General features: G+C 74.4%; 15 protein-coding genes. 5 read left to right on the plus strand and 10 right to left on the minus strand.

All coding sequences use genetic code 11. The annotated features are described in order from the left end of the window. Positions 1 to 87: 87 nt before the first annotated feature. The gene (locus ACSLIC_RS05375) at positions 88 to 144 is read left to right on the plus strand and encodes a trp operon leader peptide (protein ID WP_107104582.1); all 57 of its coding nucleotides are present in this window, start codon (positions 88 to 90) and stop codon (positions 142 to 144) included. 126 nt (positions 145 to 270) lie between these two features. Further along, complete coding sequence (locus ACSLIC_RS05380; protein WP_436736528.1) at positions 271 to 2,202, plus strand: anthranilate synthase family protein; 1,932 nt, start codon at positions 271 to 273, stop codon at positions 2,200 to 2,202. A 51-nt stretch (positions 2,203 to 2,253) separates the two neighbouring features. Here ACSLIC_RS05380 and ACSLIC_RS05385 read toward each other — a convergent pair whose 3' ends face one another. The 4 genes from ACSLIC_RS05385 to ACSLIC_RS05400 all read right to left on the minus strand — a co-directional run bounded on the left by ACSLIC_RS05385 (position 2,254) and on the right by ACSLIC_RS05400 (position 6,149). Beyond that, on the minus strand, positions 2,254 to 3,258 hold the full coding sequence (locus ACSLIC_RS05385) for a 2-hydroxyacid dehydrogenase (protein ID WP_436736529.1): 1,005 nt from the start codon (positions 3,256 to 3,258) through the stop codon (positions 2,254 to 2,256). A gap of 56 nt (positions 3,259 to 3,314) precedes the next feature. Further along, positions 3,315 to 3,980: a response regulator gene (locus tag ACSLIC_RS05390; protein ID WP_436740276.1), complete on the minus strand. Its 666-nt coding sequence runs from the start codon at positions 3,978 to 3,980 to the stop codon at positions 3,315 to 3,317. Positions 3,981 to 4,030: 50 nt separating this feature from the next. Next, entirely contained in the window at positions 4,031 to 5,284 is a 1,254-nt protein-coding gene (gene macS / locus ACSLIC_RS05395; protein WP_436736530.1) for a MacS family sensor histidine kinase, read from the minus strand. Positions 5,285 to 5,375: 91 nt separating this feature from the next. Continuing rightward, a complete protein-coding gene (locus ACSLIC_RS05400; protein WP_436740277.1) occupies positions 5,376 to 6,149 on the minus strand; it encodes a lysophospholipid acyltransferase family protein in 774 nt (257 codons plus the stop codon). 239 nt (positions 6,150 to 6,388) lie between these two features. On the opposite strand from ACSLIC_RS05400, the gene ACSLIC_RS05405 reads away from it, so the two are divergent. Both ACSLIC_RS05405 and ACSLIC_RS05410 read left to right on the plus strand, forming a co-directional pair. Then, positions 6,389 to 7,177, plus strand: a complete 789-nt coding sequence (locus tag ACSLIC_RS05405) for an alpha/beta hydrolase (protein ID WP_436736531.1) — start codon at positions 6,389 to 6,391, stop codon at positions 7,175 to 7,177. Continuing rightward, positions 7,170 to 7,781 (plus strand): hypothetical protein, encoded by a 612-nt coding sequence (locus ACSLIC_RS05410; protein ID WP_436736532.1) that lies wholly within the window; start codon positions 7,170 to 7,172, stop codon positions 7,779 to 7,781. Before ACSLIC_RS05405 ends, ACSLIC_RS05410 begins: the two co-directional genes overlap by 8 nt. A 10-nt stretch (positions 7,782 to 7,791) precedes the next feature. Here the strand turns inward: ACSLIC_RS05410 and ACSLIC_RS05415 are convergent, their stop codons facing one another. From ACSLIC_RS05415 to ACSLIC_RS05440, 6 genes are all read right to left on the minus strand, one after another. Then, entirely contained in the window at positions 7,792 to 8,583 is a 792-nt protein-coding gene (locus ACSLIC_RS05415) for an endonuclease/exonuclease/phosphatase family protein (RefSeq protein ID WP_436736533.1), read from the minus strand. Positions 8,584 to 9,082: 499 nt separating this feature from the next. Continuing rightward, on the minus strand, positions 9,083 to 10,024 hold the full coding sequence (locus tag ACSLIC_RS05420) for an ROK family glucokinase (protein ID WP_436736534.1): 942 nt from the start codon (positions 10,022 to 10,024) through the stop codon (positions 9,083 to 9,085). A gap of 79 nt (positions 10,025 to 10,103) precedes the next feature. Beyond that, entirely contained in the window at positions 10,104 to 10,592 is a 489-nt protein-coding gene (locus ACSLIC_RS05425; protein ID WP_436736535.1) for a DUF5304 domain-containing protein, read from the minus strand. A 73-nt stretch (positions 10,593 to 10,665) separates the two neighbouring features. Next, positions 10,666 to 11,856, minus strand: a complete 1,191-nt coding sequence (locus tag ACSLIC_RS05430) for an ArsA family ATPase (protein ID WP_436736536.1) — start codon at positions 11,854 to 11,856, stop codon at positions 10,666 to 10,668. Between the two features lie 44 nt (positions 11,857 to 11,900). Then, complete coding sequence (locus tag ACSLIC_RS05435; RefSeq protein ID WP_436736537.1) at positions 11,901 to 12,347, minus strand: SRPBCC family protein; 447 nt, start codon at positions 12,345 to 12,347, stop codon at positions 11,901 to 11,903. Between the two features lie 146 nt (positions 12,348 to 12,493). Continuing rightward, the gene (locus ACSLIC_RS05440; protein ID WP_436736538.1) at positions 12,494 to 13,264 is read right to left on the minus strand and encodes a metallophosphoesterase family protein; all 771 of its coding nucleotides are present in this window, start codon (positions 13,262 to 13,264) and stop codon (positions 12,494 to 12,496) included. 279 nt (positions 13,265 to 13,543) lie between these two features. On the opposite strand from ACSLIC_RS05440, the gene ACSLIC_RS05445 reads away from it, so the two are divergent. Next, the gene (locus tag ACSLIC_RS05445) at positions 13,544 to 15,340 is read left to right on the plus strand and encodes an AMP-dependent synthetase/ligase (RefSeq protein WP_436736539.1); all 1,797 of its coding nucleotides are present in this window, start codon (positions 13,544 to 13,546) and stop codon (positions 15,338 to 15,340) included. Positions 15,341 to 15,395 lie beyond the last annotated feature (55 nt).

A 15,395-nucleotide genomic window follows, 5' to 3' on the forward strand; every position in this document is an offset into this window, starting at 1 on the left:
CGGCGCTCTGCCCACAGTGTGGGACGAGCGGCACGCGGTACGGAACGTGCCTGCGCCGGTACGGTCGGGTGCGCTAGGCTCCGCGCCATGACTGCGCAGCAGACCCAGAACTGGTGGTGGACCGCTCATCCGGCGGCCCGCTGACTGACGCGCTCAGATCGACTCCAGGCCGCCCGAGGGGCGGCCTTTCGCATGTCCGGGGCCGTTCCTCCTCACCTCACCACCCCGCACCGGGGCCCGCCCGCCGGGCCCGTGAGGAAAGGAACTCCGTTGCCTTCGACGCCCTCCCGCTCGCCCGAGACCTCCTTCGACCTGGCGCGGCTGACCGCCCCGGGCGCCCCGCCCTTCGCCCTGCTGCGGCGCTCCGCCCCCGGCCTCGACGGTCGGACCGTGGAGGTGCTGACCGGGCCGGTACGCGAGGTGGAACGCCTCGCCGACCTGCCCGTGGACGGACGCCCCGCCCTCGCCCTGGTGCCGTTCCGGCAGATCCGCGAGCGGGGCTTCGACGTGCGGGACGACGGGACCGGGCTGGTGGTGCTGCACGCCGAGGCGGTGCACCGGATGCCGGTGGAGGTGGCGCTGGCGGCCCTGCCCGAGGGCCGGGTGGAGGTGGCGGACGGCGGCTTCGACCTGGACGACGCGGAGTACGAGGAGGTGGTCCGCCGGGTCGTCGCGGACGAGATCGGCGGCGGCGAGGGCGCCAACTTCGTGATCAGCCGCACCTGGGAGGGAAGGATCGAGGGCTTCTCCCGCGCCGACGCACTGGCCCTCTTCCGCCGCCTGCTGGCCCAGGAGCGCGGCGCCTACTGGACGTACGTGGTGCACACCGGCGAGCGCACGCTGGTCGGGGCCAGCCCGGAGGTGCACGTGCGGATGTCGGGCGGCGGCCAGGACGAGCCGGGCGGCACCGTCGTGATGAACCCGATCAGCGGGACCTACCGCTACCCGTCCGGCGGGCCGTCCGCCGACGGGCTGCTGGAGTTCCTCGCCGACACCAAGGAGCGCGACGAGCTGTCCATGGTGGTCGACGAGGAACTGAAGATGATGTGCGCCGTCGGCGACCTCGGCGGGGTGGTGGTCGGCCCCCGGCTGAAGGAGATGGCGCACCTGGCGCACACCGAGTACGAACTGCGCGGCCGGTCCACCCTGGACGTACGCGAGGTGCTGCGGCAGACCATGTTCGCGGCGACCGTGACCGGCTCGCCGGTACAGAACGCCTGCCGCGTCATCGAGCGGTACGAGCCGGGCGGGCGCGGCTACTACGCGGGCGCCCTCGCCCTGCTCTCCACCGACGCCTCGGGCGCCCAGAGTCTGGACTCGCCGATCCTCATCCGCACCGCCGACATCGACACCGCCGGGCTGGTCCGGGTCCGGGTCGGCGCCACCCTGGTCCGGGGCTCGGACCCGGCGGGCGAGGTGGCCGAGACGCACGCCAAGGCGGCGGGGGTGCTGGCGGCGCTCGGGGTGCGGCCGGGCAGGCCGCAGACGGGTCCGGCCCCGGTGCGGTTCGCCGACGACATCCGGGTGCGGGCGGCGCTGGACGCCCGGCGGGAGCGGCTCTCGCCGTTCTGGCTGCGGATGCGCGAGCCGTCCGCGCCGGTGGCCGGGGACGCGCTCGTGGTCGACGCCGAGGACACCTTCACCTCGATGCTGGCCCATGTGCTGCGGGCGGCGGGGCACCGGACGACGGTGCGCCGGTTCGACGAACCGGGCCTGCGGGCTGCGGTGGCGGCGCACCGGGGCACGGTGGTGCTCGGCCCCGGGCCCGGTGACCCCTCGGACCCGGCGGACCCCCGGATGCGGCTGCTGCGCGAGGTCACGGCGGACGTGCTGGGCGCGCGGCACGGCGGGCGCGGGGTGCTGGGGGTGTGCCTGGGCCATGAGCTGATCGCGGCGGAGCTGGGGCTGCCGCTGGTGCGCAAGCGGGTGCCGTACCAGGGGGCGCAGGTGCGGATCGGCCTGTTCGGGCGGCCGGAGACGGTCGGCTTCTACAACAGCTACGTGGCCTCCTGCGACGACGAGGCTGCGGCGGAGCTGGCGGCGCACGGCGTCGAGGTGAGCCGGGACGCGGCCGGGGAGGTGCACGCGCTGCGCGGGCCCGGGTTCGCCTCGGTGCAGTTCCACCCGGAGTCGGTGCTGTCGCTGCGCGGCCCGGCGCTGGTGGCCGAGTTGCTGTCCCAGGTGCCGGCCGGGGTCGGCTGAGGGGGTCGGGGCCGGGGTCCGCCGCTCCGCGGTGGCGGGCCCGGGCTCGGGTCAGCGCGGCGGGAGGGCGGGGACCAGGACGTTCTCGTTGCGGCGGCCGGCCAGGTGGTCGCGGACGTTGCGGGCGGTGGTGTCGACGATCTCGGTGACGGCGTCCTCGGTGTAGTACGCCTGGTGCGAGGTGACGACGACGTTGGGGAAGGTCATCAGGCGGGCCAGCACGTCGTCGGTGACCACGTCGAGGGACTTGTCGTAGAAGAAGAGCCCGGCCTCGGCCTCGTACACGTCGAGGCCGACGCCCAGCAGGCGGCCGGCGCGCAGGACGTCGACCAGGGCGCGGGTGTCGACGAGGCCCCCGCGGCTGGTGTTGACGAGGATCGCGTCGTCCTTCATCAGGCCGAGGGCCCGGGCGTCCACGAGGTGCTCGGTGGAGGGCAGCAGCGGGACGTGCAGGCTGACCACGTCGGCCTCGCGGAACAGTTCCTCGCGCTCGACGTAGCGCATACCGAGGTCGGCGCAGGCCGGGTTCTCCGTGATGTCCCAGCCCAGCAGGTTCATCCCGAAGCCGTGGGCGATCCGGGTGAACGCCTCGCCGATGCGGCCGGTGCCGACCACGCCGACGGTACGGCCGCGCAGGTCGCGGCCCATCAGCCCCTCCAGCCGGAAGTCGAAGTCGCGGGTGCGGTTGGCGGCCCGCACGATGTGCCGGTTGACGGCCATCGCGAGGGTCCAGGCGAACTCGGCGACCGAGTACGGCGAGTAGGTGGAGACCCGGGCGACGGTCAGCGCGAGGCGTTCGGCGACATCGAGGTCGATGTTGTTGAAGCCGGTGGAGCGCTGCGCGATGAACTGGGTGCCGCCCGCCGCCAGGGTCTGCAGCACGGGGCTGCCGAGGTCCGCGTTGACGCTGGTGGAGATCACCTCGTAGCCGTGGGCGATGGCGGCGGTGTCCTCGTTGAGGAAGACGTCGACGCAGCGCACCTCGTGCGCGTCGGCGAAGGCCCGCTCGATCAGCGGCCGCTCGTCGTCCTGCACGCCGAATGCCAGGATCTTCACGCCGTCTCCCCGGGTCGTTGGGTTACTCGGTCGCCTCAGCGTGAGGATACGGCGGGTCAGCGCCCGGCGCCCGGGGTCCACTCGCCGTCGTCGTCGAGTCCGGCCTCGATCGCGTACCGGACGAGTTCGACGCGGTTGTGGAGCTGGAGCTTGCCGAGGGTGTTCTGGACGTGGTTCTGGACGGTGCGGTGCGAGATGACGAGCCGCTCGGCGATCTGCTTGTAGCTGAGCCCCTTGGCGACCAGCCGCAGCACCTCCGTCTCCCGGGCGGTCAGCCGGGGCGCGTCGGGCTTGCCGCGCGCGGCGGCGGGCCCGGCGGCGAGTCTGCGGTACTCGCCGAGGACCAGACCGGCCAGGCCCGGCGTGAAGACGGCGTCGCCGTGCGCGGTGCGGTGGACGGCGTCGATCAGCTCCTCGGTCCCGGCGGACTTCACCAGGTAGCCGGTGGCCCCGGCCTTGACCGCCTCCAGCACGTCGGCGTGCTCACCGCTGGCGGAGAGGACCAGCACCCGGGGTCCGTCCTCGCCCGCGACCTCCTGGCAGACCCGGGCGCCGGGCAGACCCGGCAGGTTCAGGTCCAGGACCAGCACGTCGGGCCGGGAGGCGCGGGCCCGGCGGACCGCCTGCGGCCCGTCCCCGGCGGTCGCCACCACCGCGAACCCGGCCTCGGCCAGGTCCCGGGCGACGGCGTCCCGCCACATGGGGTGGTCGTCCACCACCATGACCCGCACCGGCTCCGTGGTACCGCCCGGCCGCTCGTGCTCCTCGGTCGTCACTGCGTCCCCTCCCCTGCCCGGGCCGGGTCCCGGCGGCCCGTCGCCGCCGCCTCCCGGCCGTCTCCCCGGTCCTTCGGTACGGTCAGCTCCACCTCGGTGCCCTGCCCCGGCACCGAGACCAGTTCGGCGGTGCCGCCCAGGTCCCGCAGGCGCCCCCGGATGGACTGGGCCACCCCGAGCCGCCCCTCCTCCGCGGCCTCGGCGAGCCGCCCCTCGGGGATGCCGGGCCCCTCGTCGCGGACGGAGACCAGCACCTGGTCCGGCTCGTCCTCCACCAGAACCCAGGCGCGGGCGCCGGGGCCGACGTGGGTGCGGACGTTGTCCAGGGCTGCGCCGACGGCGGCGGCCGTCTCGCGGGCCGCGTGCGGGGCCAGCTCCACCGGGGTGCCGGGGCCGGAGAGGGTGACGCGGGCGTCGGCGTGGAGGCCGAGCAGCGCCATCAGGTCCTCGGGCACCTCGTCACCGGGGACCCCGAGGTCCCCGGACAGCGTGCCCGGGACGGCGGCGGGCCGCGGCCCGGGAACCGGGCCGCGGGTGATGAGGCGGCGCAGCGCGGCCTCCTGCTCGCCGGCGAGGCGGCCCAGTTCGGCGGCCTCACCGCCGACGGCGGTGCCCCGGCGCTGGACCATGGCGAGGACCTGGAGGACCCCGTCGTGGATGTCGCGGGCGAGGCGTTCGCGTTCCTTGGTGGCGGCCTGGATCTCCAGGGCGCGGGCGAGGGTCCGCTCGGAGGCGCGGGCCACCTCGACGACGTAGCCGATGGCGATGGCGGCGACCCAGACCAGCAGCACGTTGTGGAGGGTGTTGCGGCTGGCCTCGCCGCGCTGGACGAGGTTGGCGGCGCCGACCAGGGTGGAGGCGGCGGCGGCCCAGCGCCAGCCGCCCTTGAGGGCGCAGGCCAGGACGGCGCCGGCGGTCCAGATGGAGGGCAGCGTCGGCCCGTCGGTGGCGTGCCGTCCGGCGCCGTCGGCGAGCGGGGTGAGCAGGATGCCGGCCAGGGCGAGGCCCACGTCCACGGCGAGGAAGGGCCGGGTGCAGCGGTCGGCGCCGGTGAGGCGGGGCAGCGTGGCCAGCGTCCACACCAGCAGGACCGCGAGGTAGCCGAAGGCGGCCTGGGGGCGTTCGTAGGAGTCGCGGGCGACGACGGCGATGGCGACCGCGTAGACCGCGGTCAGCGCGCGGTAGGCGGTCAGCGCGCGCCACAGCGGCTGCTCCACCGACATGCTCATCGCGGCCGCCTCACGTCTCATCTCCGCGCCCCCGGTCGCCGGCCGCCGAGACCGGCGGCGCTTTCGCCGACCAAAGTAACCGGGAGCGGGTGCGGACGCGGAGGGCGGCCTCTCAGGCGGCCCGCCCGGCGTCGTCCTGCTCGCGGGCGGAGGCTGCCTTGGCCGCGGCCTTCTCCGCCTTGGCGATGGTCTTCTCCTCCTCGGCGCGCTTCTTGGCGTCCTCGGCCATCTGCCGCCTGGCGACGGTGGCGTAGACGTCCACGTACTCCTGGCCGGAGAGCTTCATGATCTCGTACATGACCTCGTCGGTCACCGCGCGCAGCACGAAGCGGTCGTGGTCCATGCCCTCGTAGCGGCGGAAGTCCAGCGGCTTGCCGATGCGGATGCCGGGGCGCATCAGCTTGGGGCGGACCTGGCCGGGCGGCTGGATCTTCTCGGTGTCGATCATCGCGACGGGGATGACCGGCGCGCCGGTGGCCAGCGCCACCCGGGCCAGGCCGCCGGGCTTGCCGCGGTAGAGACGGCCGTCCGGGGAGCGGGTGCCCTCCGGGTAGATGCCGAACAGTTCGCCGCGCTCCAGCACCTCGATGCCGCTGCGGATGGCGGCCTCGCCGGCGCCCCGGCCGCCGGAGCGGTCGACGGGGAGCTGGCCGACGCCTTTGAAGAACGCGGCGGTCATCCGGCCCTTCACCCCGGGCGTGGTGAAGTACTCCGCCTTGGCGATGAAGGTGACCTTCCGGTCGAGCATCGTGGGCAGGAAGAAGGAGTCGGAGAACGACAGGTGGTTGCTGGCGAGAATCGCGGGACCGTCGGCGGGGATGTTCTCGATGCCCTCCACCCACGGTCGGAAGGCGACCTTGAGCGGCCCTCCGATGACGACCTTCATGGCTCCGTAGATCAAGGGTCTTCCTCCTGCCGGGTATGTCGCCAGAGACCTTATCCCGTGACGGGCGCGGGACCCGCCTCGGCGGCGGCCGAACGGCGGTGGCCACGGGACGTCACGGAACCTGGTCGGTGCAGGCCCGGTCGCGTACGGTGAACACCACACCAGCCCGCACCGGCGGCGGCGCGACGCCCCCTCCGGAGCCGTCTGCCCCGTCCGCGCCTCACGAACGGAGACCGAAGGTGCCGGTCCTGCCTGGAGCCGAACCGTACCGCCACGACGGCGGACCCACGGGTGTCCTCCTCTGCCACGGCTTCACCGGAACACCCCAGTCGATGCGCCCCTGGGCCGAGGACCTCGCCGCCCGCGGCCACACCGTCTCCCTGCCGCTCTTGCCCGGCCACGGCACCCGCTGGGAGGAGCTCCAGCTCACCGGCTGGCAGGACTGGTACGCGGAGGTCGACCGGGCCCTCGGCGAACTCCTCGCCCGCTGCGAGCGGGTGTACGTCGCCGGGCTCTCGATGGGCGGCGCGCTGGCGCTGCGGCTGGCCGCCCGGCACGGGGACGCGGTCCGCGGCGTGGTCGTCGTCAACCCGGCCGACAAGGTGCACGGCCTGAGCGCCTACGCCCTGCCCGCCGCCCGCCACCTGGTGCGCACCACCAAGGGCCTGGTCTCCGACATCGCCCTGGCGGGCTCCGAGGAGGTCGGCTACCACCGGGTCCCGCTGCACGCCGCGCACTCCCTGCGGAAGTTCTTCCGGCTGGTCGACGCCGAACTGCCGCAGGTCACCCAGCCGCTGCTGCTCCTGCGCAGCCCGCAGGACCACGTGGTGCCGCCGGCCGACTCGGCACGGGTGCTGGGCCGGGTCTCCTCACGGGACGTGACGGAGGTCCTGCTGGAGAACAGCTTCCACGTCGCGACACTGGACCACGACGCACCGCGCGTCTTCGAGGAGAGTGCCGCCTTCATCGCCCGCACCTCGGCGGACGGAGCGGGCAGCAGGCCGGAAGGGGAGGCCGTCAGTGGCTGAACAGGGCGCGGGCCGCGAGGAGAACTGCGAGCCCGACGAGCAGAAGCCCCCGCTGGACGAGAAGGCCGCCTGGGAGGCGATCGTCGCCGGGTACGGGCAGGAGCCGGCCGATCCGCCCGGCGCGCGGCCCTTCAAGTCGGTCGAGGAGATGGCCGACCTGGACCGCCAGCTGCCGACGGTCACCGAGGACCCGGGCGGCGGCACCGGCACCCTGGAGCCGGAGCGGCCGCTGGGCGGCTCGGTCTCCTTCGCGCCGGGCGTCGAGCCGCGCGACTACCGGCCGGCCGGGGAGAACGCCTCGGCCGGCAAGGACCGCGCGGACGGCCAGAGGGGCGGCGCCGCCGAGGACGACGACGAGGGCCACTTCGTACCGCCCGAGCCGCCGCCGCTGCCGGAGGCCGACACCACGACCCGCTTCGCGTGGGTGGCCGTCCTCGGCGGCCCACTGCTGCTCCTCCTCGCGGTCCTGCTGGGCTGGGACATGACCTGGTGGCTGACGACGCTCGGGGTCGGCGGTTTCCTCGGCGGCTTCGCCACCCTGGTCGTCCGCATGAACGACGGAGACGAGGACGACGACGATCCGGGGCGCGGGGCCGTGGTCTGAAGGCCCCGGCTCAGTGAGGGGCGCCCGGCACCCGCAGCGCCGCCAGTACGGGCAGGTGGTCGGTGGCCCGGAGCAGGTCGTTTTCGGTGAACGGCGGTACGCCGGGGTCGGCCGTGCCCGGGGCCGGGACGCCGCAGCCCAGCACCTCGACGCCCGGGGTCGCGAAGATCGCGTCGATCCGCTGGTGCGGGTCGGCGGGTGTCGAGGTGTACTCGCCGCCCCAGGGCCGTACGGCCCAGCCGTCCTGGAGCCCGGCGGCCAGCCGCCGGAAGGTGCGGCCCTTCGGGCGCTCGTTCACGTCGCCCCCGGCCACGGCGTGCTCCACGCCCATCGCCGCCAGCCGCTCCAGCAGCATCCCGCCCTGCGCGTACCGCTCGTCCTTGCGTAGGCTCAGGTGGCAGCTGAGCACCCCGAGCCGGGCCGTCCCGAATCGCACCACCGCCGTGGAGAAGCCGCGCCGGTGCAGACCCGGGGTGAGCGGCAGCAGCTCGTCGTACGTCGACTCCACGGTGGCCCGCAGCGAGCAGAGCAGTGCCGGGCCCGCCGCCGGGGCACCGCCGGACAGCACCACGAGCCCCGAGGCCGCGGCCAGCCGCCCCAGCGGCTTGCGCCACCGGAAGAACCGGGGCGCCTCCTGCACCAGGACGAGGTCGGGCGCGCAGGCCCGCACCACGCGGGCGACGGCAGCCGGGTCGTCCCTGAGCGAGCGCACGTTGTAACTGAGCACCCGCACCACGGCGTCCCCGCTCACCTGCCCCGACGCCACCAGCTCCCCCGGCCCGGGCCGCACCATGTCCACCATGCCCCCAAATTAGCCCCCGGCCGACGCCCGGGCGAGTCGCCGGACGAGCCCCCGAACCCCGACCGCACCACAACTGGGTACGCCCCCACTTCCGGGCACCGGGCACCGGGCACCGGGCACCGATGGCCTCAAACGCCGGCCGGGCTTGATCGGGTCGGCCCCCCATTCCCGTACACCAGACCAAGGTCCGGCCCACGCCACTCCCAACCCCGGCCGCGTCCCAGCTTGACCACACCCGACAGCCGAATCCCGAGCCCAGCCACATCGGAGCCCGGCCGGCGCTTGAGGCCATCAGTGACCCGCACCCGACAACGCACCACAGTCCGGCACTCCCCAGCCCGGCCGGCGCTTGAGGCCACCCCAGCCCGGCCGGCGCTTGAGGCCACCGGCAACCGGCGCCGCCAGCCGACCCGCACCCGACCGAAGCCCGCCGGCGCTGAGGCCGGAAGAAGGGGTCCGGCCCACCGGGCCGAACCCCGAGAACGAGCCGAGCGCAGGCTCAGCCCTGCCGAGCGAGGTCGGCCGCGCCGACCAGCCCTGCCTTCCCGCCCAACTGGGCGGCGAGCACCTGGGCGTGCGGCCGCCACGCCCCCCCGATCAGCCACCGCCGGAACGACTTCCGGATGGGATCGAGTACCAGATCCCCCTCGTCGGAGACGCCCCCGCCGACGATGAAGGCCGACGGGTCGAAGAGCGAGGCGAGGTCCGCCAGCCCGGCCCCGGCCCAGCGGGCCAGTTCCCGGAACGAGTCGATGGCGACGGGGTCCCCCTGCCGCGCGGCCTCACTGACGTGCTTGCCCTGGATGCCCTCGGTGGTCCCGTCGCCGAGCGACAGCAGCAGCACCGCGTTCTCGGGCGTGGCCGCGGCGCGCTGGCGCGCGTACCGGACGAGGGCGCGCCCGGAGGCGTACTGCTCCCAGCACCCCTGGCTGCCGCAGCCGCAGAGCAGCCCGTCGGGGACGACGCGGATGTGGCCGAACTCCGCGGCGACGCCGAACCGCCCGCGGCGCAGCTTGTTGCCGATGATGATGCCGCCGCCGAGGCCGGTGCCGAGCGTGATGCAGATGACGTCCTCGTGGCCCTTGCCCGCGCCGAAGCGGTACTCGCCCCAGGCGGCGGCGTTGGCGTCGTTCTCGACGACGACGGGCAGGCCTACGCGCTGCTCGACCTTGTCCTTGAGCGGCTCGTGGCGCCAGTCGATGTTGGGGGCGAAGAGGACGGTGGCGCGCTTGTCGTCGACGTATCCGGCGGCGCCGATGCCGACGGCCTCGATCTCGTGCCCCTCGCGGGCTCCTTCCACCGCTGAGGCGATGGCGTCCACGATGGCCTCGGCGGTCGCGGGTGTCGGCACCCTGAAGGTGTTGAGGATCGCGCCCTCTTCGTCCACGACTCCGGCCGCGATCTTCGTGCCGCCGATGTCGACGCCGATGGTCAGTCCCATGTGTCCCTCAGTTCAGGTCGAGCCCCGCTGCGGGCCACGGTACCCGAGGGGCGGGCGTCGTCCGGGAGTTCGGGCCGGGTCAGTCGAGGTCGATGTGCTCGGCGGGGCCGGGGCCCTCGTCGTCCCGGCGGCCGTCGGGGCGCGCGCCACCGGTGCCCTCCTCGGGCTTGCGGGGCGGCGGGGCACCGGCCCCGGCGCCCCTGGTCCAGCCGCTCTCCTGCTTCTCGACGGCGGAGCGGTAGGCGGCGAGGAGTTCGGAGCCGGCGGCGGCGAGGTGGGTGAAGACCTCCGGGTTGCGTTCGACGACCGGTTCGACGGCGGCGCGCGCCTGCCGTACGGCCTGTTCGACGCCCTGGACGGTGGCGCCCAGCAGGTTGCCCTCGGCGAGCTTGCCGGTGACGGCGTCCAGCAGCTTGCGCAGTTCCTCGGCGGCGGAGCCGGGCGGGGTGCCGTACCGGGCGCGGCGGCGCTCCCGCTCGGCGGCGAAGTCCTCGGCGCACGCCTGCCCCCAGGCGTCCTCGTCGGCGCCGGGTCGGTCGTTTCCGGGGCGCTCGGTGGCGTCGCTCATGGCCAGCTCCTGCGGCGGGTGAAGGGGGCGTACTCCCTTCCGACGGTACCGGAACGGCGGGGCCGGGCGGGGTTCAGTGGCCCTGGGGCCACTGGGCGGGGTCGGGGGCGAAGCGGACCGTGAGTGCCCCGTCGCGCAGGGCGGCCCCGGCCACGGTGCAGCGGCGCAGAGCGGCGGGGAGCGGCAGGATGCGACGGAACGGTCCTGCGGTGACGACCAGTTCGTCGGCGCGGCGGACCAGGTCGAGCTGGTCCCGGGTGGCACCGGGCAGCTCCAGGCGCCACAGCAGCACCCCGTCGGTGGCGAGCCGGTCCTCGACACGCGGGCCCACGGCGGCGGGTACAGACCCTGGCGCGGGCACACCGAGCGCGTCGAGGTCCTCGGGTCCGCGCGGGTCGTGCCCGAGGTGCGGGACACGGACGGCCGGGCCGCCGGTGTCCTGGTCCCAGGCGTCGAGAGCCTTGGCCTGCTGGGCGAGGAGGGGTGCGGCCCAGGCTCCGGCACCGTCGGCGGGCAGGACGCGGTTGGCGAGGACGGGGCCCGCGGGCAGGGCGTGCAGGGCGAGGGCGGTGCGGGCCTCGCGGACGGCGTCGGCGCCGGCCGGGCCGGGTTCGGCGACCAGGGTGACGCTGGTGCCGGGCCGGGTCAGGGCGGCCTGGGCGGCGGCCAGCTCGGTGTCCCAGCGGGCGGCGGCCTCGTACAGGCCCTCGCCGGGGAGCGGGAGTCCGGCGAGGCGGCCGAGGAGGGGCCGCAGGGCGCGGGCGGCCTGGCGTTCGGCGGGCAGCAGCCGGGCGAGGTAGCGGCGGAGTTCGCCGGGGAGGGAGAGCAGGGCCAGGGCGCGCGGGGCGGCGGGCAGGTCGACGACGACGAGGCCGGGCCGGGCCGGGTCGCCGTCGGGGAGGGCCGCGAGTTCACGCAGGGCGCGGAGGAGGGCGAGTTCCTCGGCGCCGGGCAGCGGGGTGAGTTCGTCGGCGGCGAGCGGGGTGGCGCCGAGCGCGTCGAGGGCGGTGGCGGCGCGTTCCTGGAGGGCGAGGAGGTCGGCGCGGAGCCGGTCGGCGGCGTCCAGGCGCAGGGCGTGCAGGCCGGGGGCGGCCTCGGCGGGCGCGGGTCCGAGCGGGACGCCGAGGACGGTGCCGAGGCGGTCGCCGGGGTCGGCGGTGAGCAGCAGGACGCGGGTGCCGGTGCGGGCGGCGGCCCGGGCGGTGGCGGCGGCGAGGGTGGTGCGGCCCGCGCCGCCGGGTCCGGTGACGAGGACCGTGCGCACGGTCGTCCTCCCTGTTCGGGGTGGTTCCCTGGTGGGGGCGGGGGTCAGGCGTCCGGGTGGGATTCGACGCGCTTCTTGAGCCCGGCCAGGGCGCGGTCGATGATGACCTTCTCGGCCTTGCGCTTGATCATGCCGAGCATGGGGATCTTGACGTCGACGGTCAGCTGGTAGGTGACCTCGGTGCGGTCGGCGGCGAGGGCGGCGAGGGTGTAGGAGCCGTCCAGTTCGCGGAGCATCTGGGACTTGACCAGGGTCCAGCTGACCTGGTCTGCGCTGTGCCAGGTGTAGGCGAGGGTGTGGTCGTCCTTGATGGCGCCGGCGTCCAGGACGAGGCGGACCTGCTCGGCGCGGCCCTGGTCGTCGGTGGCGAGGATGTCGGCCTCCTTCACCTCGCCGGTCCACTCCGGGTAGCGGGCGAAGTCGGCGATGACGGCCATGACCTCGGCCGGGGCCGCGTCGATCGTGATGCTAGAGCTGGTGTGTTCCGCCATCGCCGTGGCTCCTCCATGCTGGACGGTGCGGCCGGGCCCGTCCGGGTGCGGCCTCGGCCGGGCGCCGTCGGGCGTCCCGCCGCGTGCAGGCTACCGCGCGCCGGGGTGGGCGAGGTCACGTGGCTCCCCCGGGGCCGGGCGGGGGATCACCAGGTGAGGGCCCAGGGCCGGCCCGTGCTGGCGAAGTGGCCGACGTTGACGCACTCGGTGGCGCCGATCCGCATCCGGCGGGCCAGGGGCTGGTGGACATGGCCGAAGAGGGCGTACCGGGGGCGGGTGCGGTGGATGGCGTCGAGCAGGGCGGAGCTGCCGCGTTCGAAGCGGCGGGCGACGGTGTCGTAGACGAGTTCGGGGACCTGCGGCGGGATGTGGGTGCACAGGACGTCGACCTCGCCGAGGGCCTCGATCTTGGCGGCGTACTCCTCCTCGGGGATCTCGTACGGGGTGCGCATCGGGGTGGGCAGGCCGCCGCCGACGAAGCCGAAGACGCGACCGCCGATCTCGGCGCGGGTGCCGTCGAGGACGGTGGTGCCGGGGCGGGTGTACTCGGGCCACAGGTGGGGCACGTCGACGTTGCCGTAGGTGGCGTAGGTGGGGGTGGGGAAGGCGGCGAAGAGTTCGGCGTACTGGCGACGGACCGCCTGTTCCAGGGCGCTCTCGCGGTCGATGCCGGCCCACAGGGTGCGCTGGAAGGCGCGGGCCTCGTCGAAGCGGCGGGCGGTGCGCAGCTCGACCACGCGGTCGGCGGCCTCGGTGCCGAAGAGGTCGGGGAAGATGCCGCGCGCATGGTCGCGGTAGTCGAGGAACAGGACCAGGTCACCCAGGCAGACGAGGGCGTCGGCGCCCTCGCCGGCGCGGGCGAGGTCCTTCGCGTTGCCGTGCACGTCACTGACCACATGAATCCGTGTACCCGCCATGTCTGCCACTCTAGAACCACGGGCCCGTACCGGGTAGACCCGGCCGGACCTGCGCTTACTTCACGGTGGCAAAGGCGGTGGACTAGGGTGCCGGGAGCATCGCCGCACCGTGTGATGGATCAGACAGATCTCCTGGACCCCCTATCGGAACCTTCATACCGATGGGTAACGTCCGGGCAGTCCAGTCGTGCTCACCCCGCTGAGCACCTGCCCGATCTTGGACCGCACCGTCGCATCACACAGTGTCGTGGCGCCGGCGCCCTACGAGGAGCAGCAGTCTTGCGCGAGTTCAGCCTTCCGGCCCTGTACGAGGTACCAGCGGACGGAAATCTCACCGACGTCGTCCGGCGCAACGCGGAGCGGCACCCGGATGTGGCCGTCATCGCCCGGAAGGTGGACGGCGCGTGGGAGGACCTGACCGCCACGGCCTTCCTCGCCGAGGTCCGCGCCGCCGCCAAGGGCCTGATGGCCTCCGGCGTGCAGCCCGGCGACCGGGTGGGCCTGCTCTCCCGCACGCGGTACGAGTGGACGCTGATGGACTTCGCGATCTGGAGCGCCGGCGCGATCACCGTCCCGGTGTACGAGACCAGTTCGCCGGAGCAGATCGAGTGGATTCTCGGTGACTCGGGTGCCGTCGCCTGCATCGTGGAGACCCCGGCGCACGAGGCCTCGGTGGAGTCGGTGCGCGGCGGTCTGCCCACGCTGAAGCACGTCTGGCAGCTGGACGCGGGCGCCGTGGCCGAACTGGAGCGGGCCGGGGCCGGGCTCAGCGACGAGGCGGTCGACGAGCGCAGCTCGCTGGCCGGGGCCGACGACCCGGCGACGATCGTCTACACCTCGGGCACCACGGGCCGACCCAAGGGCTGCGTGCTGACCCACCGCAGCTTCTTCGCCGAGTGCGGCAACGTGGTGGCGCGACTCAAACCGCTCTTCCGCACCGGCGAGTGCTCGGTGCTGCTCTTCCTCCCGGTGGCGCACGTCTTCGGCCGACTGGTGGAGATCTCCGCGCTGATGGCGCCGATCCGCCTGGGTCTGGTGCCGGACATCAAGCACCTCACCGACGAGCTGGCCTCGTTCCGCCCGACCATGGTCCTGGGTGTCCCGCGCGTCTTCGAGAAGGTCTACAACTCGGCGCGGGCCAAGGCGCAGGCCGAGGGCAAGGGCAAGATCTTCGACAAGGCCGCGGAGACCGCCATCGCCTACAGCCGGGCGCTGGACTCCCCGCAGGGCCCCTCGCTCGGCCTGCGGCTCAAGCACAAGCTCTTCGCCAAGCTGGTCTACGGCAAGCTCCACACGGTCCTCGGCGGCCGCGGCGAGTACGCGATCTCCGGCGGAGCCCCGCTCGGCGAGCGGCTCGGCCACTTCTACCGCGGCATCGGCTTCTCGGTGCTGGAGGGGTACGGCCTCACCGAGTCCTGCGCGGCCACCGCGTTCAACCCCTGGGACCGCCAGAAGATCGGCACGGTCGGCCAGCCGCTGCCCGGCTCGGTGGTGCGCATCGCCGACGACGGCGAGGTCCTGCTCCACGGCGAGCACCTCTTCGACCGGTACTGGAACAACGAGCCGGCCACCCGCGAGGCGCTGGCCGACGGCTGGTTCCACACCGGTGACATCGGCACCCTCGACGAGGACGGCTACCTCGCGATCACCGGCCGCAAGAAGGAGATCATCGTCACGGCCGGCGGCAAGAACGTCGCCCCGGCCGTGATCGAGGACCGCATCCGCGGGCACGCCCTGGTCGCCGAGTGCATGGTGGTCGGCGACGGGCGGCCGTTCGTCGGCGCGCTGGTCACCGTGGACGAGGAGTTCCTGGTGCGCTGGGCGGCCGACCACGGCAAGCCGGAGGGGTCGACGGCGGCCTCGCTGCGGGAGGACCCGGAGCTGCTGGCGGAGATCCAGCGCGCGGTGGACGACGGCAACGCGGCGGTCTCCAAGGCCGAGTCGGTCCGCAAGTTCCGGGTGCTGCCCGAGCAGTTCACCGAGGAGTCGGGCCACATCACGCCCTCGCTGAAGCTGAAGCGCGGCGTGGTCCTCAAGGACTTCGCGGACGAGATCGAGGCGCTCTACACCCGCTGAACCATTCCGCCCGCAGGTACGCCGAGTGCCCGCCTCCCCTGCCGCAGGGGAGGCG

Source organism: Streptomyces sp. BBFR102, assembly GCF_051397025.1.
GTDB lineage: Bacteria > Actinomycetota > Actinomycetes > Streptomycetales > Streptomycetaceae > Streptomyces.

Coding starts and splice junctions, on each gene's coding strand:
- ACSLIC_RS05440 (WP_436736538.1), bottom strand. CDS start 13,264: ATGGCGGGTACACGGATTCATGTGGTCAGTGACGTGCACGGCAACGCG.
- ACSLIC_RS05425 (WP_436736535.1), bottom strand. CDS start 10,592: ATGAGCGACGCCACCGAGCGCCCCGGAAACGACCGACCCGGCGCCGAC.
- ACSLIC_RS05390 (WP_436740276.1), bottom strand. CDS start 3,980: ATGGTGGTGGACGACCACCCCATGTGGCGGGACGCCGTCGCCCGGGAC.
- ACSLIC_RS05400 (WP_436740277.1), bottom strand. CDS start 6,149: ATGAAGGTCGTCATCGGAGGGCCGCTCAAGGTCGCCTTCCGACCGTGG.
- macS (WP_436736530.1), bottom strand. CDS start 5,284: ATGAGACGTGAGGCGGCCGCGATGAGCATGTCGGTGGAGCAGCCGCTG.
- ACSLIC_RS05415 (WP_436736533.1), bottom strand. CDS start 8,583: ATGGTGGACATGGTGCGGCCCGGGCCGGGGGAGCTGGTGGCGTCGGGG.
- ACSLIC_RS05435 (WP_436736537.1), bottom strand. CDS start 12,347: ATGGCGGAACACACCAGCTCTAGCATCACGATCGACGCGGCCCCGGCC.
- ACSLIC_RS05420 (WP_436736534.1), bottom strand. CDS start 10,024: ATGGGACTGACCATCGGCGTCGACATCGGCGGCACGAAGATCGCGGCC.